Raw genomic sequence first — 24,016 nt, 5'->3', positions numbered from 1 at the left:
GGAAATACAATTAATTACGTTATTGGCCTTTTAACCTGATATATATTTACCCCAAGGAATCCTCTTTAAAAATGAAATTGCACTATATGAGGTAATGATACAAATTATTGTTGTAAGAGGTATTCCAACAGCAGGGTGTGTAAATGAATTATTTATTCCTATTTTAGACATTAGTAGAAGTATTAATATATGAACTAAATACATTCCATAACTGTTTTTACTTATAGTGTTAATAATTTTTAAAACAATTAAATTATCTATTTTAAGGTATTTAGCAAATAAAAATATACCGATTGATGATAGTATAACGTTTGGAGTTATGTAGTCGTAAAACGCATGTTGAAATGAGTTATGTGTCTTTGAAATTATGTAGGTGCCCACAATTGTTATTACGGTTCCTATAATATACATTAACAATGGATAATGTTTTTGGGATAATGAGATATGTTGGTCTAAATAGTATCCTAGCACAGGAAATCCTATATAACCTGTAAAGAACATCATATTGATGTTAGGCTTTATTAAGGAAATTAAGGGTAGGTTCGAAATGATAATTATTGCCCATATGATCAAAAAATACCTAATTTCTATCTCTTTGCAATTTTTAATCCACTTAGATAGAATTGGAAATGTAAAGTATAGACCTAATATTGTATAAATATACCAAAGGTGAACCGCCGCACCCGTTTTTAGTTTATTTATTGCAAATAGCACAAATGTTTTTAGGGCAAATTCTTCTCCGTTTATAATTTTGAGTATTTGCCAGTAGGCTATATATATTAATGACCAAAAAACGAAAGGCAATATGATTCGTATAAATCTCTTTTTTAAAAATATGTGCAAGGTTTCATTCTTGTTAAGTAGAAGTGCACCTGATAGCATAAAAAATAGCGGAACACAAGATCTGACACTACTGTCGATAATATTTGCGACCCACCATTTATTTAGATTATAAATGTTAAACAGATAGACACTATCACATGTATGCAATGTAATAACAGCTATAGTTGCAAAAACTCTTAGGTTATTTAGCCATTGGGTGTTTTGTGTAGTATGCATTAGTGGCTTATAAATGTTTTTATCCGTGCTATGTTATTTCGTAGTTTATATATAAATGGTTCGTTGTGTATATTATAAAGCTTAATTGTTTTAATACGAGGCGCGCGTGTTACGTGCTTACATATATCTTCAAATATGTATAATGGAACCCAGCTTAAATTCAGATTCATCATCTTTATATATTCCCCTGTTTTCTTCTCGATGCAGTATACTTCACCATTATTGGCAAAATATATTTTTTTTAGATTATATCCACCCAGTTTTTTGTTATAAGCTTCCATGTTTTCAGGAATACAAACCGCATCATCAAAAACTTTGTTTTTTTCTATGATAGAAAGCCGTTTGCTTTTTATGCCTTCCTCTTTCTTGTAAGTGGCATAAGCTCTCATCTCTGTGTAAGCAAAATCAGGATGTTTTGATAAGTTATCAATTTGGTGCGATATATACTCTTCTCTATTAAATAACTCATTCATTTTTTTGATATAGCCATCTACAACATTAAAATTGCTGATGTAGCCATTCATACAATTACCTTTGCACTGTTCGGTACAGTCAAAATTATTTAATACAGGTTCAAGGTCTTCTAAGTTGCACAGTATTAAATTGTCAGAGTCAAAAGTCCAAAAGCTATTAATATTATGTGTTTTTAGAAAGACTCGCATAATATACCACCTTTTAAAAACAAATTTCGTCCAATTTTCCCTTCCATGTGTCGTTCCTGCAATAAATTTATATGATTTTTCGAATATATTTAATTGTTCGCCTCTATCATAGTCTTTAAAATCATAATGTTCAACACCATTTTTAATAGCAAGTTCTTTATTTGAATTATCACCTAATAATATTATTTTTTTATTGGGGTTGGTAGTTTTAGCTGTTTTAAAAACATACTTTAAATATGGATTATTCCCGTAATGGATAAATATAATAGGTGCATTATCAGTCATCAGAATGTAATTATACTTTATGTTTAGATTGTGAATATTGGGATATATATTTGCCTAACAACAAAAGGTTTGGTTGCATTGTGTCGTAAATTAAATTCTGAATGCAATAACTTTTAGAGCCTATAAATTTATATAAATTTCTAGTAAACCCTCGTGAAAAGTTTTTAATGAGCTGTTTTAAGAAGAATGTGAAGCTAATAGGTTGGCTATTCCAAATTGTATAACCATCTCTACCATGTGCATAAGTTGCTTTTAAATGCCATGAAACTTTGAACTTATGTTCAGCTACCAAGTGGTCCATCCTTATAAATGGAGAATAGCCAATGATAAAGCCAAGTTTTCTCATTTCATTCTGCACCATAGTCTCTTCACCATAGGCAATTGTATTACCACTCATGCCCACTTTGGTAGAGAAACCATTAACAGCCTTTAAAGCATCTGTTCTAAAGAAGATAATACCACCAGAGTTGTGTTCTTCTTTTAAAATGCCAACTGTATTATTTAGTATTGGTGATGTACCAAAGTCACTACTTAGCCATTTAGGTTTTGGGGTTCTATACCAAGCGTGGTATCGTCCACCAAAGCAGTCAAAATCATGGTTGTTGATCACCTCAAATGTTTTTTCTATGTAATCAGTATGTGCTTTCCCATCGTCATCCATGTAGCCTATCCATTCGGCTTTAGTGTTTAAGTAACCCGCATTACGCGCATGGCTCAGCCCTTGTTTTTCTTCTAGGTAATAACGTAAGTTGGTATGTGTAAGCTGAAAACTCTCTACTAGTTGTTTGGTATGGTCGTGTGAATTGTTGTCTACTACCAATACCTCATATGAATTTTGAGATGCTGTTTGGTTAAAAAGGGCTTCTAAGCATTCTTTAAGTATGTCAGCACGGTTGTAGGTGCAAACAATAATGGTGATAAAGTTTGACTTAGTAGTCATACGAATAGTTTAAGAGTTCAAAGTCCTTGGCATAGACTTCTTGTATCATTTTTTTCATTTCAGTATCGAGTACTACTTTTTCTCTGGGGCCTGTTTTATTGGCATGCACTAATTCACGCTTTACGCCTATTTTATTGCAAATGGTAAGAAAATCTTCATCTATGGTTTCTAGCTTGCCTATAAAGTCAACTCCAATGTCTCCGTTATTGTTAATGAGGTATTCGTATTGAGGTGTAAAGTGGTTTTTAGTATAGGCATGTTCGGTTGTTAACCACTCTTTTACAAATTGCTCGTAACTATGAATATCTCTAAGATTGTTGTTGACCCATTCTGCATCTTTTTTATTAAAACCACCTTTTTTCAAGAACGTGTAAGCAGAAAAAAGTCTGTCATAAGGATTGCGAACAATGGTGAATTTAAAGTATTTTTTTAACGTCGAAGGTTTGTATATGTTTTGATAATCTTTTACAGTGTAATGACCTCCGGCAAGGTTTCCAAATAAAGTTTTATTAATGGATACACCTGCTGCTTTAGGTACATGTATAAAGATACATTTGTAAAAATCAAATGCATTAAGAGAGTAATAGGTGCCTGGTTGTTTTAGTTCTTCGCCTTTGTATTTATTGGCGCAATACTTTCTTCGTTGGTATTCTTCAATCGGTTCTTTTATGAATAGTGGGAGAATGTTTTTTATAGTTTGCATTTTATAGTTTTGAGTCTTGTATTCGCGTTCGGTATTTAATCATAGGTACAGTTATGGTCAATATATAAACCATCTTTTTTCACAGGGACTTTTCCCGTGTTATAGTAATCTCCTATATCAACATTTAACTCATAAGCTCCTTCAATGTCATCTTCAATTCCATTTTCAGAATAAGCAGTTAGCTGTATATAGTATTGGCCATCAGGTAATGGTAATTTGGGTATAAAGTAGGTAATTGTACCATTTTTTTCAATGTCGATTCTTTTATCACAAAATGCATTGTTACATAGAAATAGTTCCTGCCCTTTATTGTTTATAAATAGAGCTCTTATAGAAACATTTTTTAAAGGGTGTTTTAATGAGTAGCTTATTTTTAGTTTTATGGGTAATCCGCTAGTTGCATTTTCAATAATTTTATTATCTCTGGTTTTTAGAACCAATTCTGTAAATCTAAAATTACTACCATTTATTCTATCGGCACGTTGCTCAATGTTTTTGTCATTATTATTTTTTGAGTTAGATAAATAATAATTGATCGCATCGTCAGTTGAACCTTGATATGCTGATTGACCGTTTTCTAGTATAAAACCTTTTGTGCATAATTGTGTAATACTTGCCATATTATGACTCACAAACAACACAGTCCTACCATCATTGGTACTCACATCCTGCATTTTACCGATGGCCTTCTTTTGAAATTCGGCATCGCCTACGGCCAATACTTCATCTACTACCAGTATCTCTGGTTCCAGGTGGGCGGCGATGGCGAATCCAAGGCGTACGGTCATGCCGCTGCTATAGCGTTTGGTGGGGGTGTCCAGGTATTTGGCTACGCCGGCAAAGTCCACTATCTCATCCAGCTTTCGGTCTATCTCCCATTTACGCATGCCCATGATGGTGCCGTTCATATATATATTCTCCCGTCCAGTCATCTCAGGGTGAAAGCCGGTGCCTACTTCCAACAGGGAGGCTAATCGGCCTTTTACTTTGATGCTACCGGTGGTGGGGGAGGTGACGCGGGAGAGTAGCTTGAGGAGGGTGGATTTTCCTGCTCCGTTTTTACCAATGATACCTAGCACCTCGCCTTGTTTGACTTCCAGGTTGATGTCGCGTAGGGCGGCAACTAATTCTCCTTTCTCGGCTTTCTGGGTGCGGTCGTTTACCTGACCTACCTTGGCATAGGGGTCGTCTTGCCCCAGTAGGTTCATCTTAAACCAACGGTTGAGGTCGTGGGACAAGGTTCCTGTGCCTACTTCACCCAGGCGGTATATTTTGGATAGGTTTTCTATTTTTATTACAGTCTTGGTCATCGAATTGTCGCGAATTAATGCGAATTTTTAAAGTTCAACGAAAATCTTAATGAAATGTTATTGCTTGCGCAGTTATCTCGGTCATTGAATTTACGCTAATTGACACGAATTTAATTGCTTTTGTAGTGTTGCTGTCATCGAATTTACACAGATTAACGCAGATTATCTTATTTTGTAGTGTTGTTGTCATCGAATTTACACGGATTAACACAGATTATCTTATTGTGTAGTGTTGTTGTCATCGAATTTACACAGATTAACGCAGATTATCTTATTGTGCAGTGTTGTTGTCATCGAATTTACACGGATTAACGCAGATTATCTTATTTTGTAGTGTTGTTGTCATCGAATTTACACGGATTAACGCAGATTATCTTATTGTGCAGTGTTGTTGTCATCGAATTTACACGGATTAACACAGATTATCTTATTGTGTAGTGTTGTTGTCATCGAATTTACACGGATTAACGCAGATTACCTTATTGTGTAGTGTTGTTGTCATCGAATTTACATAGATTAACGTGAATTAATGTAAGGTGTTTATGATTCTTTTGTATTGTAAACTGGTTTTTCCAAAATTAATAAGGATTCCTAGTTTTTTGTTTGTGGCTTTAAGGTAGTTGATTAATTGTGATTCATGATCCTTTGTTAGATCACTTAGTGCTTTTAGTTCAATAATTATTTCACCATAACAAATGAAATCCGCTTTATAATATTTACCTAATTTTTCACCTTTGTAATATATATTTATCAGGCTTTCTTTTTCGAAAGGAATATCTTGTATCTTAAATTCTTTAGCAAGAGCTTCTTGATAGACAGTTTCTAGGAAACCATTTTTTAGTTCTTTATGCACTTCCATTGCCGCACCAATGATACGATAAGCTTCTTCTTTATACAAAATGCCTTCAACCATTATCTTGCAATTAATTCACTAAAAGTTGTGTTAATTAAACGAGCCATTAGTGACAATTCGCACAAATTAGATGACTAGACTGTATCTATAAAGTTACGTTCTGTTTTGTGGAAGATGATAATTCCTAGAAACAGTATTGCACTTGCTACGCCTGCACTGTATGCCAGACTGCTCCAACTAAAATGACCTGCTCCCAAAAAGGCATATTTAAATCCTTCGAGAATAGGGGTGAAGGGGTTAAGTAACAGAATATCTTTCATCAGTCCGGGTTCAATAGTGCTGACCGGATATATGACTGGAGAGGCATACATTAAAAGTTGTACACCAAAGGTCAAGAGAAAGGTCAGGTCACGATATTTGGTTGTCCAGGAAGTAAAGATGATACCGGCTCCCAGTCCGAACATGGCCATTAATAATATATATAAGGGTAATAATGCGATGGTCCAGTTAGGTTGAACAGCGCCTTCCTGTGTTGTCAGGTAGTATATGTATACGACCATAAAGAAGGCAAACTGGATACCAAATTTAATCAGTCCACTACTCACTTTAGCAAAGGGCATGATTAGTCTTGGAAAATAGACCTTACCAAAGATATTAGCGTTTTCTGTAAAGGTTTTTGCGGTTGTATTAAAGCTCTCGGAAAAATAGTTCCAGATGGTGATGCCTGCTAGGTAAAAGAGTATCTGAGGCGTTCCATCGGTACTGATTTTAGCGATGCGTCCAAAGACAACCATATAGATAAGGGTAGTCAAGATAGGTTGTACCACAAACCAGATGGGTCCCAGTATGGTCTGTTTGTATACGGTAACGATATCTCGTTTGACAAACATGGACAGCAAATCCCGATAATCCCATATCTCTTTAAAGTTAATGTCGAACGCATGGCGTTTGGGACGTATGATTAAATCGTATTCTTTCATGTGTGAGTTGTTACAGTTGTAATAGTTGTTAAGTTGTTGTAGTTGTTGAGTTGATGCATTCGTCAACTCGCCAACTCGCCAGCTTTAACACCTCGCCGTATTATTTGTTGAGTTGTTATAGTCGTTGTAGTTGTTAAGTTGTTTAGGTTATCAACTCGCCGCCTCGCCGCCTTTAGCACCTCGCCGTATTATTTGTTGTTTTGGTTATCAACTCGCCAGCTTGCCATTTCACCATCTCACTGCTGCTTTTACATACTCGTATGCTTTTTCAATTCCTTCGTCGATGGTCAGTGTATCGGTATTGATGGTTAGTTCAGCATCATCTGGGCGATCGAAGGGGGCATCAAGTCCGGTAAAGTTTAGTATTTCTCCGGCGAGTGCTTTTTTATAAAGTCCTTTAGGATCGCGTTTGGCGCAAGTGTCAAAACTGGCATCTACAAATATTTCGATAAAATTATCGGTACCAATTATCTCACGTGCCATGTGGCGGATATCATTGGTGGGTGATACGAAAGCATTGATGGTAATAATACCGCAGTTGAGAAATAGTTTGTTGACCTCTGCAATACGACGGACATTTTCAGTGCGATCTTCGTCAGAAAACCCTAAATTTTTATTGATACCTGTTCTAATATTATCACCATCTAATACTTGTGTAAAATAACCTTTCTCAGCTAATTTTCTTTCTAAGCCGTGTGCCAGCGTACTTTTGCCTGAACCAGAAAGTCCTGTAATCCAGATTATTTTGGCATTTTGACGTAAATAGTGTTCTTTGTCGGATCTGCTTAAATAAATATTTGTTGGATGGATATTGGTCATGGTTGTTAAGTTGTTGTAATTGTTTTAGTTGTTTTAGTTGTCAACTCGCCAGCTCGCCAACTTTAACACCTCGCCATCTCTCCCTTTTCCCACGGCTTCGCCTCCCTCAGTCCCATTTTTGGGGTGAGTAGGAGGTTGTGAACATGTAATTATCCTGACTTTAAATATTGTTTGCCAGGATATTGAGGTGGTTATTGTTTTTCGACGGAGGCCTCTTGCAAGTCAACCACGAGTGTATAACCAATATTTGAGATGTTAAGATACAATTTTTTTGTTCCCTGTACTGTTTGAACGATACCTTTTATACCACATAATGGTCCAGAGGTTACAGTAATTTCTTCACCTTTTTTAATATCTCCGGCAACTACATTAAAATTGATTTTATTTTCGATGGTACGTTGCATGGCAATGATCTCATGCTCAGGTATTGCGAGGGCATTGCCCTTGTGAGATACGTAGGCGACAACGCCGTTCACAGCAAAGACAGAACGGTACTGGTCGGCGGTGATTTTAATAAATATATATGAACTGATAGCAGGAACCTCCACCCATTTTTTTCGGTCGCTCCATTGTTTGAGCTCCTTTTTGAGGGGTAGGTAATTGATAACTCCCAGTTTTTCCAGTCCTTCCGCGACCTTCTTTTCTGCTCTCGATTTGGTATATAGTGCATACCAGGTATGCGTTGTTGTTGTGTCTTTTTTCAAAACTCTGCGATTTTTGAATAGGCAAATTTAGAAAATTTTTAATATACATAAGGTTTTAAACCGTAAAAAAGGACGTTTTTAATGATCTGTTCTGAGGATTGTTTGGAAGCCAGGAAGATATGTTTAAAATTTAGTGAAAGAAAGCGGAAATAATGCAAAGGAAAATAATATGTATATAGTCTTTGCAAGAAAACTCCAAATACTGCGTTATTCTCATTTTTGAAACAGTCATTTACAATCAGTAAACTCCTTGGTTTCAAAAATATCGAAAGCCTTGTCTTTGAAGCTTTCTTATCAAAGACAGAAAAAACAGTCGTTTTCTTGCAGCCACTATATAGAACTCTCCACCGCCGGCCACGGCTATTGTTCTGGCCTGCCCTGCGGTCTTTTGCTGATAGTTGCGTACATAAACGGAAGATATTTATTAAATGAGAAATACAACTCAGTAACCCCATGACTTTACCAACTCGCCAACTAAAACCCCTTCTCAAAAGGTTTACTAATGTCCACGAAATATTTTTCTGCTCCAAAACATCTGATAATATCATGGATGAAAACTCTGTGGTTTGTCATTCTTTGTTAACTTTGGGGCTTGCAAATAGAATGGGGGATGGATTTCTGATCTCCCTAAAAATTAATACTAAAATATTTAGATAAGATGTCAGAATTTGTCTATCAAAAACCGTTTCCCATCAAGGAAGATAACACCGAATATCGTTTGCTGACCAAGGATTATGTGTCGACCATTGATGTGGACGGAAGAAAATTATTAAAGGTTGATCCTAAAGGTCTACAGTTATTGGCGAAAGAGGCCATTGCCGATGTGTCATTTTACTTGCGTCCTGCTCATCTTGAAAAACTTACTTCCATACTAAAGGATGAGGAGGCTTCTGATAATGATAAGTTTGTGGCACATACTATGTTGATGAATCAGGTAGTGTCTGCCGAGGGAGCATTGCCCACTTGTCAGGATACGGGTACTGCGATTGTAGTAGCTAAGAAAGGGGAAGATGTGTATACGGGAGCATGTGATGCGGAATATCTTTCTAAGGGTATCTATGAGACTTATCAGGAAAGAAACTTACGCTACTCACAGGTGGTTCCCCAGACTATGTTTCAGGAGAAAAATACTGGTAATAACTTGCCTGCACAGATTGATATTTATGCTGAGCAGGGTAATAAATATGAGTTTTTGTTTTTGACCAAAGGGGGAGGGTCCGGTAATAAGACTTTCTTGTATCAACAAACCAAGAGCTTGCTGACAGAGGAGAACTTAAGTAAATTCGTTGCAGAAAAAATTAAGGATCTGGGAACTTCAGCTTGTCCTCCATATCACTTGGCTTTGGTCATTGGAGGTACTTCGGCAGAGGCTACATTGGCAACAGTGAAAAAGGCATCAGCTGGATATCTGGATCATCTGCCAACAGAAGGCAATGAATTGGGACAGGCTTTTCGTGACCTGGAATGGGAAGAAAAGGTATTGAAAATATGTCAGGAGAGTGAGATAGGTGCTCAGTTTGGTGGTAAGTATTTTGTACATGATGTACGAGTGATTCGTCTGCCTCGACATGCCGCTTCTTGTCCTGTGGGACTGGGTGTGAGCTGTAGTGCCGACCGTAATGTGAAAGCGAAGATTACCGAAGAAGGTATCTTTTTGGAACAGTTAGAGAAGAATCCTTCGCGTCTTGTGCCTGAGAGAGCGCCTGAATTAGCTCCTGCGGTAGATATTGATTTGGATCAGCCCATGGAAGAAGTATTGAAGGTGTTGACCAAATATCCAGTAAAAACGCGCTTGAACCTTTCTGGTACCTTAGTGGTGGCACGAGATATTGCACATGCGAATATCAAGAAGATGCTGGACGAAGGAAAAGAAATGCCGGAGTATTTGAAGAATCATCCTGTTTACTATGCTGGACCTGCGAAAACACCCGAGGGTATGCCATCAGGTAGTTTTGGGCCAACCACAGCTGGTCGAATGGATCCGTATGTGGGTTTATTCCAAAGTAAAGGTGGTTCCATGATTATGTTGGCAAAAGGAAATCGTTCACAAGAGGTTACTGATGCTTGTAAAAAGAATGGTGGATTTTATTTGGGATCGATTGGTGGGCCTGCTGCTATACTTGCAAAAACAAGTATTAAATCAGTTGAAGTAGTTGATTTCCCAGAGTTAGGTATGGAAGCCGTTCGTAAGATACGAGTGGAGAATTTCCCTGCTTTTATCATTGTGGATGATAAAGGAAATGACTTTTTTGCAAATATGAAATAATATGATATTGGCTGGTGATTTTGTGGTGCTGATCGCTGATCACCGGCTTTTTTGTTTATGTACCAAGTTTTGGTATTCCTTTCCAAGGATGTTTTATCTAATTTAGTATACTATAGGATTCCGGTTTTTAGTTATTAAGGTTAATGATCACCTTTATTTGATAACTTGGGAATTATTAGATCTAATCATTTTTCAACTTCTAAAGCTTTTAGCTCGCCAACCTAACAAGCTAACAACTTTATCAACTTGCCGAATTCAACAACTTAACAACTCGCCATCCTCAAGCTTCTCGCCGATGCCGGCCCTGGGGCTATTGTTCTGGCCTGCCCTGCGGTCTTTATTTTGAAAGTTGGGTATTTAAATGGGGATTACTTATTGATTGAGAATTACGAAATATGGTTATGGGTAAATTGTAACTATTTGTTTTTTAATCGAATATCATCTATAAATAGGGAGCTATAGTTTGTAAAGCGAGAGTAATATCTCCTCTTATATGACATATATCTTGCTCCTTAAATTTCCATAATTGTCCTTTTTATCATTGCCATAAAAAGGACCAAAAAGGTCTAGAACAATAGATCACTACCTCCCCGGCATCAGCGAACCCAAATGATGTATTAGAACTTCGTTATGAACGTTGAAATGGCAATAAAAGAAGATTTTTCTGAGACGAGGCATTACGGGTCCTAAGATGAAAATATCTCAACGCTTGCAATTTAAAAAGCAATTATCGCTTTAGAGTGAACTATGTTTTACTACGTACATGGTACATTGCTTGCTTTTAATATATCTATATATGTTCTTTTTGTCATTGCCACAAAAAGAACCAAAAAAGTCTAGAACAATAGATCACTACCTCCCCTACATCAAGCTCCAATTCCGTCCGGCGCACAACCACCTCAAGTGCGCCCTTGAAGCTTTCTCGCCACCGCCGGCCCCGGGGCTATTGTTCTGGCCAACCCTGCGGTTCTTTAACTGATAGTTGGATATTTAAATGGAAAATATTCTTTAGATGAGAGATCTTGAATAAGGATTTTTATAATTGAGAACTTTCTATGTTTTACTTGAAATTGTTCATAAGATGAAAAATATTGTTTCTGTATAGAGAGGATAGATTGATTCTTTTGATATATACCTTGCTCTTGCTGCTTATCGATACGTCCTTTTTATCATTGCCATAAAAAGGACCAAAAAGGTCTAGAGCAATAGATCACTACCGACCCGCATCGACCAACTCAAATGATGTATTAGAACTTCGTCATGAGAATTAAAAGTGCAATCAATCAAGAACTTGTTGAGATGAGGCATAGCACCAGCTATGGTGAATTGAAACAGTTAGCGGGCGACTTGATTGGCAGCAATTTTAATTCGTAATAGATTTTCTAATGCATTTTCCGGGTTATAACTTCTCTCCAGCGCCGGCCCTGGGGCTATTGTTCTGGCCTGCCCTGCGGTTCATTAATTGATAGCTTTGTACATTAATGGAAGATATTTATTAAATGAGAAACACAACTATAACAACTTCAACAACTCCACGACTTTAACAACTCGCCAACCTAACAAGCTAACAAGCTAACAGCTTTACCAACTCGCCACCCTCAAGCTTCTCACCACCGCCGGCCCCGGGGCTATTGTTCTGGCCTGCCCTGCGGTCTTTTACTGATAGTTGCGTACATAAATGGAAGATATCGATTAAATGAGAAACACAACTATAACAAATCCACGACTTCAACAACTCCGCAACTTTACCAACTCGCCAAGCTAACAAGCTAACAACTTTATCAACTTGCCGAATTCAACAACTTCAATAACTTAACAACTCGCCAACTTAATACCTCTCCATTTTGCCAATTTTACATTCCTCGGACTTTTTGTTTAACGGTGCATACTTCGGGGATGGATGTTGTGGTGGGGGAGTTTTGTGGACTTGGTTTTTCGATACGTTTTAAAAAGATATCTGCATTTTTTTCTGCAATGCGATAATACCAGGTTCTTGGGATAATTTTAGAAATATGTAAGAGTAGGCGGTTGAAGTAGCCCGGTATGCAAATGATTTTTTTTCGTCCCAGGGATCTTAAGCTTTTGTCTACCACTTGTTGCGGAGATTTCCAAAATAACCTGCGTTTGATATAACTGTCGGAATGAGATATGCCTTGGCGACTATGGAACTCTGTGTTAGTAAATCCAGGGCAAAGAACCTGTATTTTGATGTTTTTGTGCGATAGATCGATATGTAAACATTCTGAGAAAGTCACTAAAAAAGCTTTTGTAGAACAATAAAAATAGCTGTGAGGACCCGGGTAAAAAGCAGATAAGGAGGCCACATTGATAATGCTTCCTTTGCCATTTTGAATCATTATGGGTACTGTACGGTAAATAATTTTGGTGGTGGCTGTAATGTGTACATTCAGCATTTCCTGTTGCTTGCTATAGTCGTTTTCGAAATAGTTACCAATGGAGCCGAAGCCTGCATTGTTAATTAATAGTTCAATGTTGGTGTTGTGATCTATAATGTCTAAAAAGTGTGCTAACTCATCCTTCTTGCTAAAATCAGCGACGACAGACTGTACGTTTATATGATGCTGTCTTGTCATCTCATTGCTTAAAGAAGTTAAACGCTCCACGCGTCTGCCTGTGATTATTAAATCCCAGCCTTGACTGGCCAGGGTTTTGGCGAACCTTGTCCCAATGCCACTGGTAGCTCCTGTTATTATTGCTGTTTTTCGTATTGTCATTTTGTGCATGCCTTAATGGTCATAGAACTGGGTTTAGTTCAATAAACAAAGATAAAGATGTGTTGCGATATATTGGGATGAAATAGTGTTTTTATATATGTATGCATTGTAATAAGTATTGAAAGTTTAAATGAAAGACTTTCAATAACTGGGAAACACAACTTGTTAACTATAATAACTCCAATAACTCGCCATTTTATAGCTTCTCGCTACCGCCGGCCACGGCTATTGTTCTGGCCAACGCTGCAGTCGATTTGTTGGAGGTTGGGTATTTAAATGAGGATTATTCATTTATTGAAAATTTGAATATGGATTTTTATAAGTTGAGAACTTTCTATGTTTTACTTGAATGCATTTATTAAATTGGAAATATTGATTCTGTATGGAGAGGATAGATTGATTCTTTTAATACATACCTTGCTCTTGCTGCTTATCGATACGTCCTTTTTATTCGGAGAGGTTTATTTTTAAAGGCCCTCATGATAACTTCGTCATTATCATTGCCATAAAAAGGACCAAAAAGGTCTAGAACAATAGATCACTACCGACCCGCATCGACCAACTCAAATGATGTATTAGAACTTCGTAATAGATTTTCTAATGCATTTTCCGGGTTATAACTTCTCTCCAGCGCCGGCCCTGGGGCTATTGTTCTGGCCTGCCCTGCGGTTCATTAATTGATAGCTTTGTACATTAATGGAAGATATTTATTAAATGAGAAACACAACTATAACAACTTCAACAACTCCACGACTTTAACAACTCGCCAACCTAACAAGCTAACATGCTAACATGCTAACAAGCTAACAAGCTTTACCAACTCGCCATCCTCAAGCTTCTCACCACCACCGGCCACGGCTATTGTTCTGGCCTGCCCTGCGGTCTTTACCCTGATAGATGTTTTTTTTAATGGGAATTGCTCATTGAATGAGAGATATTGAGTAAGATTTTTGTGACTAATATCTACATGTAAAACGTGGAATCGTTTAATTAGTAGGTTCTTCCGCCTTCATGAAAAAGCGTTAAAAAAATGGGCAAATGGAGCGTTTAGAAAGGAATGCTTGTCTGAGCGAAGCGAGTTTGCGTTCCTTTTAGCGGAGTGCGCTCATTTTTAGCTTTTTCAGGTCAGCGGCGGCATTTTTTGTTTACTTTTTTTTGCTGTAGAAAAATTGGAGCGAAGCGGAAATCATGAACACCTTAAATTATAAACCTTCGTGAACTAAAAGTAAAAGCCCGTCGGCTAGAGACAATGAAGAAATTTAAATTAAAAAGGGGTTCCTTAGTGCAAAAACTACATTTATATATATGTTATGAACGTTGAAATGGCAATAAAAGAAGACTTTTCTGAGACGAGGCATAACGGGTCCTAAGATGAAAATATCTCAACGCTTGCAATTTAAAAACAATTATCGCTTTAGAGTGAATCATGCTTTACTTCGTACATGGTATATTGCTTGCTTTTAATATTTCTATATATGTTCTTTTTATTCGGAGAGGTTTATTTTCAAAGGCCCTCATGATAACTTCGTCATTACTCGGGAAGGTATATTTTAAAAGGCCCTCATGATCAGGCTTCGCCGAATTACTCGGGTAGGTAAAATTTTCAAAAGTCCTCATGATAACTTCGTCATTGTCATTGCTATAAAAAGACAAGATTAAACTCCTCAAGCTCACGTCCTAACCCCATCAGCCTTATGCCTCAGGCCTTTCGGCTCGCCAACTATAACACCTCCAACACCCCGCCATCTTGCCACCTCTGCATCTATTCCATCGTTTCATCATCACTCAATCTATCGTTGTTTATTATCTTGTTATTGGGTTTGTAGTTGTTAAATCTATATGTGAGTACAAAGGTTAGTACCGGGGTATGAATTTTTTGAAAATAATGGTCTCTGAAGTCGATTCCGGTGTTGGTATTTTCCCGGTTGTTGGTAGAGAAGATGTCCCTTAGTTCAATGACGCCAGTCAATTTACGCTTCATCATTTCTTTGCGCAGTGCCATATCTAAGGTGTATACGGGCTGGTATACTCCTTGCGAAGTGATTCTTTTGCTGTAATAACGCCAATTAGCCTGCAGTTGGGTGAGGGCATTCAGTCTAAGGGTTTGGTTGATGCGGTAACTCCAGGTTAGTAGGTGTTCATTGAAATCGTTATCTTGCCATTGACCTTTTACCCGGTAGTCGAACAGGCTCCCGGATAAGTCGAATCTCCACCATTTAGTCATGTTGAAACTGTAACTGAGGTCCATGCCTAAATAGTAGTCCATCCCAACATTTTCCGGAAAACGCTGTATGATATTGTCATCATATACACTTCGTATCCATTCCACTTTGTTGTTGGTAATTGTATAGTAGGTCTCCAGAGAGAAGTATGCGTTCTCCATCTTTTTCAGGTAGTTCAATTCATATGTGTTGATGTATTCAGGAAGTAAACTGCTGTTTCCGTGTCTGATATTATAGGCATCAACCCAGGTGTAGAAAGGTTCAAAATGATAACTACGAGAACGTTCTATTCTACGTGAATAGCTGGCCATCAATTCCTGGTGAAAGGGTAATTGGTAGGAAAGGTGTAAGGATGGAAAATAATCGTATCGTTGAATGTTAACCTTGGTGTCTCCAATGATGGCATTGGACGCAGAGGGCAGTGCTTTCACAGTTCTGTTTGAATATTCACCCCTCATTCCGATTTGATAGCCCAATGCCGCATTTTTATTGCCATATATAAAATATAAAGCATGGATGTCTTGCCGGAATTTTATTTCATTGTTGTAAGCCGGATTGTTTAGAAACTGTTCCGTGGCCGTTTGTATATTCAGTTGCTCTGTTTGATCCTTGCTGTTGTAAAAGGTGCTTTGGTATCCTGTTTCTATCTTGCCGTATTGACCAGAAGTTCGGGTATAGTCCAGCTTTGTTTCCAGGCGCTCCATGGGACCTTCTTCCGTGTTCTTTTTTCCTTCAATGACAGTTTGATCCATGTTTCGTAAGATGTTTTTACTGTATTCATCTGACGCTCTTTGTTGATAAGTTATTGTTGCTCGTAATTCCTCTCCTTGTCTGTTAAATTGTTGGGTGTAATAAGCATTGGCAGCCACTCCCTGACTTTTATGGTAGGCATCTTCGTCGCTCATATAGGCAAGGCGACTGGAAGTGAAATTGTCATATTCAGCATAACTCAGATCAGCATCGTCCCATTTTTTTCTGCCACCATAAGCCATGTTTATATCGATTGTTTTCAAGTTGTCTATTCTAAATTCCATTCCTCCTCTTAAATTGTACCTGTCGAATTTGTTGTGGATATGACCATCGTGCTCTATGCTATATACCGAGTCGCCGGAAAAGGTATTTCTATACCCGTATTTATCGCCCGAATAATTGCCCAAGTAATAATCTGCAGATATAAAGTAACTCAACCTGTTTTTGTTTAAGCTGAATAGGAAGTCGCCAGCTGCATTGTTTGTACCTCCTTTGAGGTTAAAGACACCAGACAGACCCTTAGTGCCATTTTTTTTGGTGATGATATGGATGATTCCAGCGGTTCCATCGGGGTTGTATTTGGCCGAGGGGTTGGTGATGATTTCAATTTTTTCGATGGTGGAGGCTGGGATCTGCTGTAGAGCTTCGGAGGGTTCAAGCAGTGAAGGGACTCCGTTCACCAAAACCGAAAAGTCGCTGCTTCCTCTTAGGGATACATTACCTTCAATATCCACCACAACGGAAGGAATGTTCTCCAGTAGGTTAACAGCCGACCCGGTGGTGTATTGGTTGCTCACATTGATCACCTTTTTGTCTAACTTAAATTCCAAGGCGGGTCTATGAGCAAGCACTTCTATTTCGTCCAGACTTTGGGTGTCTGCTCCCAGTGTGATTTGCCCAAGATGTTTGTGTTGCTTGGGATGTTCAATTACGATGTCGTTTATTCTTTGGGCAGTATAGCCTATGAAGCTGAGTTCTAGGTAGTAGGAGCCTGGAGCCAATCCGTCTATTATAAAGCTGCCGTCAGACTTGCTGATGGTGCCACCCACCAAGGCCTGATCTGTGGATTGGTAGATGGCAATGCTAACGTATTCCAATGCTGCCATTCCATCCGCTGTCAGCACTTGACCATCTATGGATCCGTTATAAGATTGCGCCCCGGCAGCTCCTGTTGTCAGGATGCACCAGAGTATTGCCGCCGTACATTGGAACGCTTTACGCATACACAAGCTGTTTTATTTAAATAGTCTACCCTATGGTTGTGGGTGAACAATAAATATAATATAAAAAAATAAAAGACCTTCAAATATACGCAAAGCTATTTAAATAAATAATTTTTTGTGTAAAAATTATAGGCTTGGGTTCATCAGTTTTTTTAGTCCCAGAATTGAACGTATGGGCAAGTTACAGGAATTGTTCTTGCATAGGTGAAAAGTGAGTTGTTTGCTACGCTTTCCCTTGGCGACGGGTATTGTATCACTTTCAGCCGCAATAAAAACAAAGGGATTAAAGTCCGTCAGGAATTCGTCGCGAGCCTTTTCTTTACCTTCACCGGAAATGACCAATTCATAATTTTCGTGGATAAAGAAGAGTTTAAGACGTTGCCAGTTGGCATAGTATTTTCCATGTTGATCGATTCTTCCGGACAGATTTTTAAGCATTTGCGATGAGGTTGAATAAGCTTCTTTGTTCAGGAAATATTTACTCAATCGGTACATGTTAAGTGCCATCACAGAGTTAGAAGCCGGTATTACGTTATCCGATAGTTCTGATTTTCTGATCATCAGCGGATCATCCAGAATAGAGGTGTAGTAAAACAGTTGGTTGTCCTCGTTAAAAAAGTGACAGCTAGCATATTCACATAGGTCACGAGCGTTCAAAAGCCACTCTTCGTTAAAGGTCACTTGGTATAGGTCTATCCATGCATCAATCAATAAGGCATAGTCGTCCAGAAAGCCATTGATATTGGCTTGGGATCCCTTTAGGCTTCTCCATAGTCCGCCATCTTTTTTGACCGCTTTACGTTGTAGGAACTCGGAGGCTTCAATGGCATCATTCAAATAGGCGCTATGGCCGGTGGCTCTATAGGCATGCACCAGTCCTTTGATGATGATGGCGTTCCAAGAAGTAAGTATTTTATCGTCCAGGCGGGGGTGTTCTCTTTTTTTTCTGGCCTCAAACAATATGCTTTTGCCATTTTTCAACAGGCGTTGTAGATCTGTTATGTTTAGCTTGTGGTCGTGAGCAAACTGTTCAATAGAGCTTGTTTGAAACAATACATTGTTACCATCTTCCCAATTACCCTTGTGGCTGATGTTGTAAAAGGCACAGAAGAGTTCTGCATCCAGTTGAAGAAGTTGCTCCACCTCCTTTTTTGTCCATACGTAATATTTGCCCTCGCTACCTTCGCTATCTGCATCAATGGAAGCATAGTAGCCACCTGTGGGGGATTTGAGTTCGCGGTTGACAAATTGTACCGTTTCTTCCACCACCTGTTTAAATAAAGGGTTTCCGGTGAGTTGATAGGCGTTGGCATAAACTTCCAGTAGTTGTCCCTGGTCGTACAGCATTTTTTCAAAGTGAGGCACTTTCCAATAGGCATCCACTGCATATCGTGAAAAACCGCCGCCTACCTGGTCGTAGATACCCCCCCAGGCCATTCTGGAAAGGGATAGGTTGATATATTGTTCGATGTCGGTATTGGATTTTTTAAAGAGGTAGGTGAGTAGGAAGTTATATTCCACAGGCATTGGAAACTTGGGGGCGCCCTTGTTACCGCCCCATTCAAAATCCAGGTTGTCTTTCCATGACTCCACGATCTGATCCATGGTATCCACAGTAAACAGGACAGATTCTTTGACCAGTCCCACAAAATCCATTCTTTCGATGCCTTGTTTTATTTGTTTTGCCAGATGATCCAACCTGTCGGGAGACTTGAGAAATATCTGCTGTATTTCATTGAGTAAATTCATCCACTGACGTTTTTGGAAATAGGTGCCTGCGAATATGGGTCTTCCGTCGGGTAGTGCGATGATGTTGAGGGGCCATCCCCCTTTGCCGGTGGTTAAATGAGCCACATCCATAAATAGCTGATCCAGGTCGGGACGTTCCTCTCTATCTATTTTTATGGATAAAAAATCTTTGTTCATCACAGTTGCTACCTGTTGGTCGCTGAAGCTCTCTTGTTCCATCACATGACACCAATGGCAGGCTGCATACCCAATGGATACGATGATTAGTTGGTTGTTATTTTTTGCTTTCTCCAGTGCTTCCTTGCTCCAAGGATGCCAATTTACCGGATTGTTAGCGTGCATCAATAGGTAAGGACTTGTTTCTTGGCTTAAGGCATTTTTATATGTGCAGGTATTCATCTTCATCTTATGATCATTTTAAATTGTGATATATCTGATCGAACCACCATGACTCTATTGCTCCTCCTATGCGTATGCCGCCATCGTGTGCTGTTGCCAGTTTTAAATTCGTCTTTGTATTAGAAGAGTCACGAGGTAATGAAAATTACAGGTTTTCTTTTGTGGCTTTTCAAGGCAAAATTTCGCATACGAACATTCGTACTTTATCATGGTTTGTTCCATTCGATCATGGTTTTCGATATGCTATGAACATATAAACCAACGGTAAAGTTTAATGCATATGTAATAAAGCATATTTCTTGCCTAAATATTGGCTTAAGTCAATAACTTTTTTACATTTGTGAGAGGAATCGTAATGCAGAAAAATATTAGATTATATTTCAAGGGATGACGATCAAATTTGGGAAGGTAAACTCCGTAATATTTTATTTGCGGAGTTTTTTTTTAGTCGTAGCAATTTTTATGAATAGCATAGCTTATGCTTTATGTTACGAATGAAAATTGCAATTGCATAATACGAAGAATGATAAATGGTTGATAAGAATATACTGTTGGAATTAGTGAGGATGCGCATGCCATATGGAAAGTACAAAGGAACCATTCTTTGTGATCTACCTGAATTTTATTTGGCTTGGTATCAACAAAAAGGTTTCCCGGAGGGTAAACTGGGGATGATGTTATCTACCCTGTATGAAATTAAATTGAATGGGCTGGAGTATCTGCTACGTGAGATCAGAAAAATGTAAACTATTTTTTAGGTTGATGATAAGAATGAAGTATGGAGGCGAATGGTTTAAACCATTAAAAAATGAGATTTAGCATGGGGCATTCAGCTGCTTATAAAATTTATAAATCAGATCAATGTTAAAAAACATGAAATATGTCATATTTTAATGTCTTCCTAAAGGAAGCGTAAACTTTGATTTATTACATTTGCTTATTGTAAACATTAAATTAAACATGGCTAGCAATAGAGAAATTATCCTTGTAAATATTTCCGGTGATGACAAGCCTGGACTAACATCTTCCCTAACAGAAATATTATCGCACTACAATGTTCAAATATTGGATATTGGTCAGGCTGTAATTCATGATGATTTGGGTTTGGGAATTCTATTTGAAGTACCTCAGGCATATGAGTCCGCACCCATTTTAAAAGATTTGTTGTTTAAATCGTACGAAATAGGTGTTAAAATTAAATTTACTCCCATATCTGATGAGCGGTATGCTGAGTGGGTGTCGCATCAAGGTAAAGAGCGGTATATCATAACTTTATTGGCTCGTAAAATTACGGCAGAACATTTGGCTAAAGTGACGCGGGTGATTTCTTCGCAGCAATTGAATATTGATACCATCACTCGTTTGTCGGGTAGGATTGATTTGAATCGAGAGCCTACGCATAATAAGGCAGTGGTTGAATTCTCGGTAAGAGGAACACCCATAGACGCGGAGATTATGAAAAGTGACTTTATGGAGCTTTCTGGTAAGATAGGCGTTGATATTGCTTTTCAAGAAGATAATATATTTCGTAGAAACCGCCGTCTGGTATGTTTTGATATGGACTCTACGCTTATTCAGGCCGAGGTGATAGATGAGCTGGCCGAAAGAATGGGGGTGGGTGCAAAAGTTAAAAAGATTACCGAAGCGGCCATGCGTGGTGAAATAGATTTTAATCAGAGCTTTATTCAGCGTGTGTCCTTGCTGAAGGGGCTGAATGAAAATGTAATGAAAGAGGTGGCTGAGAACCTACCTATTACGGAAGGGGCAGAGCGTTTGATGAAGACCTTGAATAAATATGGTTACAGAACAGCTATTTTGTCTGGTGGTTTCAATTATTTTGGTAATTATTTGAAGGCCAAATTAGGTGTTGATTATGTATTTTCCAATGAGTTAGAGATTAAAAAAGGGAAGTTGACGGGTAAGCATGTAGGAGATATTGTGGATGGTAAGCGTAAGGCAGAGTTGCTGAAGTTATTGGCTTTTAAGGAGGATATTCATCTGGATCAGGTAATTGCTGTGGGTGATGGTTCCAATGATTTACCGATGTTGCAGTTGGCAGGCTTGGGGATTGCTTTTCATGCCAAACCTAAAGTTAAAGCAGAAGCTGATAACTCCATTTCTACCATTGGCCTGGATGCTATATTGTATATGCTCGGCTTTCGTGATAGAGAGATCAATAAATAATGGAGGATAGTGGAGCTGTTGTAGTTGGCGAGTTGGTAAAGCTGTTAGCATGTTAGCATGTTAGGTTGTTAGGTTGGCGAGTTGTTGAAGTTGGCGAGTTGTTGAAGTTGGTAAAGTTTTTAGCTTTTTAGCTTGTTAGGTTGGCGAGCCGGTAAAGTCGTGGAGTTGTTGAAGTTGTATTTCTCATTTAATAGATACCTTCCATTCGTATATGGAACTATCAGTAAAAGACCGCAGGGCAGGATAGAACAATAGCCCCGGGGACGGAATTGGAGCTCGATGTAGGGGGAGGTAGTGATCTATTGTTCTAGACCTTTTGGGTTCTTTTTGTGGCAATGACAAAAAGAACATATGGAGACAGTTCAATATTGAAAAGACTTCAAGTAAAACAAAAGTAGTTACAACTCATCCCTAACCATATTTCGTAATTCTCAATCAATAAGTAATCCCCATTTAAATACCCAACTTTCAAAATAAAGACCGCAGGGCGGGACAGAACAATAGCTGTTCAGTTGATGCGTTGTTTAGATATGATGTGTTGTACATTAGTTTAGAGGTGGGGAGGCTTAAAAAATGAATCTCCCGCCAAAGAGCAAAAAAAAGAGTCGTAATTTTTCAATTACAACTCTTTATATATGCTATGTAGCTTATTTTCTATACAGACTGCAAGGCACTGTGGAGTGAGCTTGCAGGAATTAGGATTTTTGTATGTAGCTATCTGAACTTAATGATTTTTTTCATGGTTCCATCATAGATGTTGAATTTGTGGAAACCACATTCCAGACCACCATTAAAAAGCTTTAGTTTTTGTAGCGGTTTCAGACCCACGTTTTTCAAGGCCTCCTTATCCGATGTGATTACCCAGGCATCATATCCGATAAATGTTTGTTTAAGTTGATTTCCTATCATCCGATAAAAGTCAACAATGTCTTTGTCTTTCATCAAACGTTCTCCGTAGGGAGGATTCATGATAATCATACCTTTGGGATATACGGGTTCCAGACGCTCAAAAGAGGTGACTGAAAAGCTAATGTCGCGGTTGAATCTGAATTGCAATGCAGACTCACGAGCCACGTCAATGGCTTTAATGTTGGCATCACTTCCGAATATTCTTAAACGGGGATGTGTTATTTTTTCTTTGGCTTCATCAACCACCTTATTCCATAACTTCTTATCGTAATCTTTCCATCCCATAAAGCCAAAGGATTTTTTGTGTAGACCTGGAGGGTAATTTTTAGCTAACATAACAGCTTCCATCAGAATGGTACCAGAACCACACATGGGATCAATCAGGGGCATTTTTTTGTCCCATCCCGATAACATAACCATGCCTGCGGCCAGTACTTCATTGAGCGGTGCTTTGTGGTGGCCTGTGCGATAACCTCTTTTGTGCAAGGAATCTCCCGAGCTATCCAATGATATGGTTGCTTTTTCTTTGGCCAGATGGATTACCAGGCGAATGCTGGGGTTTTCTACATCTACCGAAGGCCTCTTACCTTCTTTCTCCCGAAACTGATCCACAATAGCATCCTTCATCTTTAGGGCCACATATTGCGAGTGTGTGAATATTTCGGAGAAAACCACCGGATCTATGGCCAGCGTCTCATGAACGCTCATGATCGTTGACCAATCAAATTTTTTGACTTCGTCGTATAGTTCCTGATCGTTTTTGGCTGTGAAATGATGAATGGGAAGTAAAATTCTGATTGCCGTTCTTAATTGCAAGTTGGCTTTGTATAAAATTTCCTTGTCTCCTTCAAACTCAACGGCTCTGTTTACCGCTTTTACTTCCTTGGCTCCTATACCTTCCAGCTCTTCTGCCAGAACTCCTTCCAGCCCATGAAATGTTTTTGCAATCAGTTTCAATGTAGTATGTCTTTTATATTTATTCCAAGGCAATATCGTTCATTGCCATTTTCGGTGCGAAGGTAATTAATACCTGTTGTTATGCAAAACACCTGACAGTAATTTTTGCATTTGTCATCAAAATGTTTTATGGATGGTACTGAAGTTGTATTATACTGCTGCTACAGCTGTATTGTGCTAGAAAGGAAATGTTTATCTAAACGATTTCTTGTTTTGTAAAACCGACTCCCATGGCAAAAATGATGGGAGTCGGCTGTAAGTAATTGGAGATTAGTTGTTGCGCTGCGTTGGTGGCAAGGTGGGACAG

16 protein-coding genes are annotated in these 24,016 nt (G+C 38.4%); 3 read left to right on the top strand and 13 right to left on the bottom strand.

All coding sequences use genetic code 11. From position 1 onward, the window contains the following. Positions 1–30 precede the first annotated feature (30 nt). From CYTFE_RS0110760 to CYTFE_RS0110720, 9 genes are all read right to left on the bottom strand, one after another. The gene (locus CYTFE_RS0110760) at positions 31–1,059 is read right to left on the bottom strand and encodes an acyltransferase (RefSeq protein WP_027471788.1); all 1,029 of its coding nucleotides are present in this window, start codon (positions 1,057–1,059) and stop codon (positions 31–33) included. Continuing rightward, on the bottom strand, positions 1,059–2,006 hold the full coding sequence (locus tag CYTFE_RS0110755; protein WP_027471787.1) for a hypothetical protein: 948 nt from the start codon (positions 2,004–2,006) through the stop codon (positions 1,059–1,061). Before CYTFE_RS0110755 ends, CYTFE_RS0110760 begins: the two co-directional genes overlap by 1 nt. A 10-nt stretch (positions 2,007–2,016) precedes the next feature. Beyond that, complete coding sequence (locus tag CYTFE_RS0110750; RefSeq protein WP_027471786.1) at positions 2,017–2,946, bottom strand: glycosyltransferase family 2 protein; 930 nt, start codon at positions 2,944–2,946, stop codon at positions 2,017–2,019. Beyond that, positions 2,936–3,649, bottom strand: a complete 714-nt coding sequence (locus CYTFE_RS0110745; protein ID WP_027471785.1) for a sulfotransferase family 2 domain-containing protein — start codon at positions 3,647–3,649, stop codon at positions 2,936–2,938. The genes CYTFE_RS0110750 and CYTFE_RS0110745 overlap by 11 nt, the downstream gene beginning before the upstream one ends. 35 nt (positions 3,650–3,684) lie before the next feature. Beyond that, positions 3,685–4,959, bottom strand: a complete 1,275-nt coding sequence (locus CYTFE_RS0110740; protein WP_027471784.1) for an ABC transporter ATP-binding protein — start codon at positions 4,957–4,959, stop codon at positions 3,685–3,687. 526 nt (positions 4,960–5,485) lie between these two features. Further along, positions 5,486–5,872, bottom strand: coding sequence for a GxxExxY protein (locus tag CYTFE_RS0110735; RefSeq protein ID WP_027471783.1), 387 nt, complete (start codon positions 5,870–5,872; stop codon positions 5,486–5,488). A gap of 74 nt (positions 5,873–5,946) precedes the next feature. Next, positions 5,947–6,792 carry an ABC transporter permease gene (locus tag CYTFE_RS0110730; protein WP_027471782.1) on the bottom strand — a complete coding sequence of 282 codons (846 nt, stop codon included), beginning with the start codon at positions 6,790–6,792 and terminating at the stop codon, positions 5,947–5,949. Positions 6,793–7,020: 228 nt separating this feature from the next. Next, a complete protein-coding gene (gene cysC / locus CYTFE_RS0110725) occupies positions 7,021–7,611 on the bottom strand; it encodes an adenylyl-sulfate kinase (RefSeq protein WP_027471781.1) in 591 nt (196 codons plus the stop codon). A gap of 191 nt (positions 7,612–7,802) precedes the next feature. After that, positions 7,803–8,315, bottom strand: a complete 513-nt coding sequence (locus CYTFE_RS0110720) for a UpxY family transcription antiterminator (protein WP_027471780.1) — start codon at positions 8,313–8,315, stop codon at positions 7,803–7,805. Between the two features lie 658 nt (positions 8,316–8,973). On the opposite strand from CYTFE_RS0110720, the gene CYTFE_RS0110710 reads away from it, so the two are divergent. After that, on the top strand, positions 8,974–10,581 hold the full coding sequence (locus CYTFE_RS0110710) for a fumarate hydratase (RefSeq protein ID WP_027471778.1): 1,608 nt from the start codon (positions 8,974–8,976) through the stop codon (positions 10,579–10,581). 1,853 nt (positions 10,582–12,434) lie between these two features. Here the strand turns inward: CYTFE_RS0110710 and CYTFE_RS26140 are convergent. From CYTFE_RS26140 to CYTFE_RS26135, 3 genes are all read right to left on the bottom strand, one after another. Continuing rightward, the gene (locus CYTFE_RS26140) at positions 12,435–13,316 is read right to left on the bottom strand and encodes an SDR family NAD(P)-dependent oxidoreductase (RefSeq protein WP_161636346.1); all 882 of its coding nucleotides are present in this window, start codon (positions 13,314–13,316) and stop codon (positions 12,435–12,437) included. A 1,762-nt stretch (positions 13,317–15,078) separates the two neighbouring features. Then, a complete protein-coding gene (locus tag CYTFE_RS0110695; RefSeq protein ID WP_027471776.1) occupies positions 15,079–17,511 on the bottom strand; it encodes an outer membrane beta-barrel protein in 2,433 nt (810 codons plus the stop codon). Positions 17,512–17,637: 126 nt separating this feature from the next. Continuing rightward, positions 17,638–19,665, bottom strand: coding sequence for a thioredoxin domain-containing protein (locus CYTFE_RS26135; protein ID WP_044214305.1), 2,028 nt, complete (start codon positions 19,663–19,665; stop codon positions 17,638–17,640). 524 nt (positions 19,666–20,189) lie between these two features. Here CYTFE_RS26135 and CYTFE_RS0110685 point away from each other — a divergent pair. Beyond that, positions 20,190–20,405 (top strand): DUF3820 family protein, encoded by a 216-nt coding sequence (locus CYTFE_RS0110685; RefSeq protein WP_027471775.1) that lies wholly within the window; start codon positions 20,190–20,192, stop codon positions 20,403–20,405. A 214-nt stretch (positions 20,406–20,619) separates the two neighbouring features. Next, positions 20,620–21,843 (top strand): phosphoserine phosphatase SerB, encoded by a 1,224-nt coding sequence (gene serB / locus CYTFE_RS0110680; protein ID WP_027471774.1) that lies wholly within the window; start codon positions 20,620–20,622, stop codon positions 21,841–21,843. 714 nt (positions 21,844–22,557) lie between these two features. Here the strand turns inward: serB and CYTFE_RS26130 are convergent. Beyond that, a complete protein-coding gene (locus tag CYTFE_RS26130) occupies positions 22,558–23,709 on the bottom strand; it encodes a THUMP domain-containing class I SAM-dependent RNA methyltransferase (RefSeq protein ID WP_044262742.1) in 1,152 nt (383 codons plus the stop codon). Positions 23,710–24,016: the final 307 nt, after the last annotated feature.

This window comes from Saccharicrinis fermentans DSM 9555 = JCM 21142, from assembly GCF_000517085.1.
Lineage (GTDB): Bacteria > Bacteroidota > Bacteroidia > Bacteroidales > Marinilabiliaceae > Saccharicrinis > Saccharicrinis fermentans.
Note: the sequence above shows the minus strand (reverse complement) of the source record. Positions and strands in the feature narration are given on the sequence as shown.

Excerpts from the sequence above, each read along its gene's own strand:
- CYTFE_RS0110760 (WP_027471788.1), bottom strand. The coding sequence starts at position 1,059 with ATGCATACTACACAAAACACCCAATGGCTAAATAACCTAAGAGTTTTT.
- CYTFE_RS0110755 (WP_027471787.1), bottom strand. The coding sequence starts at position 2,006 with ATGACTGATAATGCACCTATTATATTTATCCATTACGGGAATAATCCA.
- CYTFE_RS0110750 (WP_027471786.1), bottom strand. The coding sequence starts at position 2,946 with ATGACTACTAAGTCAAACTTTATCACCATTATTGTTTGCACCTACAAC.
- CYTFE_RS0110745 (WP_027471785.1), bottom strand. The coding sequence starts at position 3,649 with ATGCAAACTATAAAAAACATTCTCCCACTATTCATAAAAGAACCGATT.
- CYTFE_RS0110740 (WP_027471784.1), bottom strand. The coding sequence starts at position 4,959 with ATGACCAAGACTGTAATAAAAATAGAAAACCTATCCAAAATATACCGC.
- CYTFE_RS0110735 (WP_027471783.1), bottom strand. The coding sequence starts at position 5,872 with ATGGTTGAAGGCATTTTGTATAAAGAAGAAGCTTATCGTATCATTGGT.
- CYTFE_RS0110730 (WP_027471782.1), bottom strand. The coding sequence starts at position 6,792 with ATGAAAGAATACGATTTAATCATACGTCCCAAACGCCATGCGTTCGAC.
- cysC (WP_027471781.1), bottom strand. The coding sequence starts at position 7,611 with ATGACCAATATCCATCCAACAAATATTTATTTAAGCAGATCCGACAAA.
- CYTFE_RS0110710 (WP_027471778.1), top strand. The coding sequence starts at position 8,974 with ATGTCAGAATTTGTCTATCAAAAACCGTTTCCCATCAAGGAAGATAAC.
- CYTFE_RS26140 (WP_161636346.1), bottom strand. The coding sequence starts at position 13,316 with ATGACAATACGAAAAACAGCAATAATAACAGGAGCTACCAGTGGCATT.
- CYTFE_RS0110695 (WP_027471776.1), bottom strand. The coding sequence starts at position 17,511 with ATGCGTAAAGCGTTCCAATGTACGGCGGCAATACTCTGGTGCATCCTG.
- CYTFE_RS26135 (WP_044214305.1), bottom strand. The coding sequence starts at position 19,665 with ATGAAGATGAATACCTGCACATATAAAAATGCCTTAAGCCAAGAAACA.
- CYTFE_RS0110685 (WP_027471775.1), top strand. The coding sequence starts at position 20,190 with ATGGTTGATAAGAATATACTGTTGGAATTAGTGAGGATGCGCATGCCA.
- serB (WP_027471774.1), top strand. The coding sequence starts at position 20,620 with ATGGCTAGCAATAGAGAAATTATCCTTGTAAATATTTCCGGTGATGAC.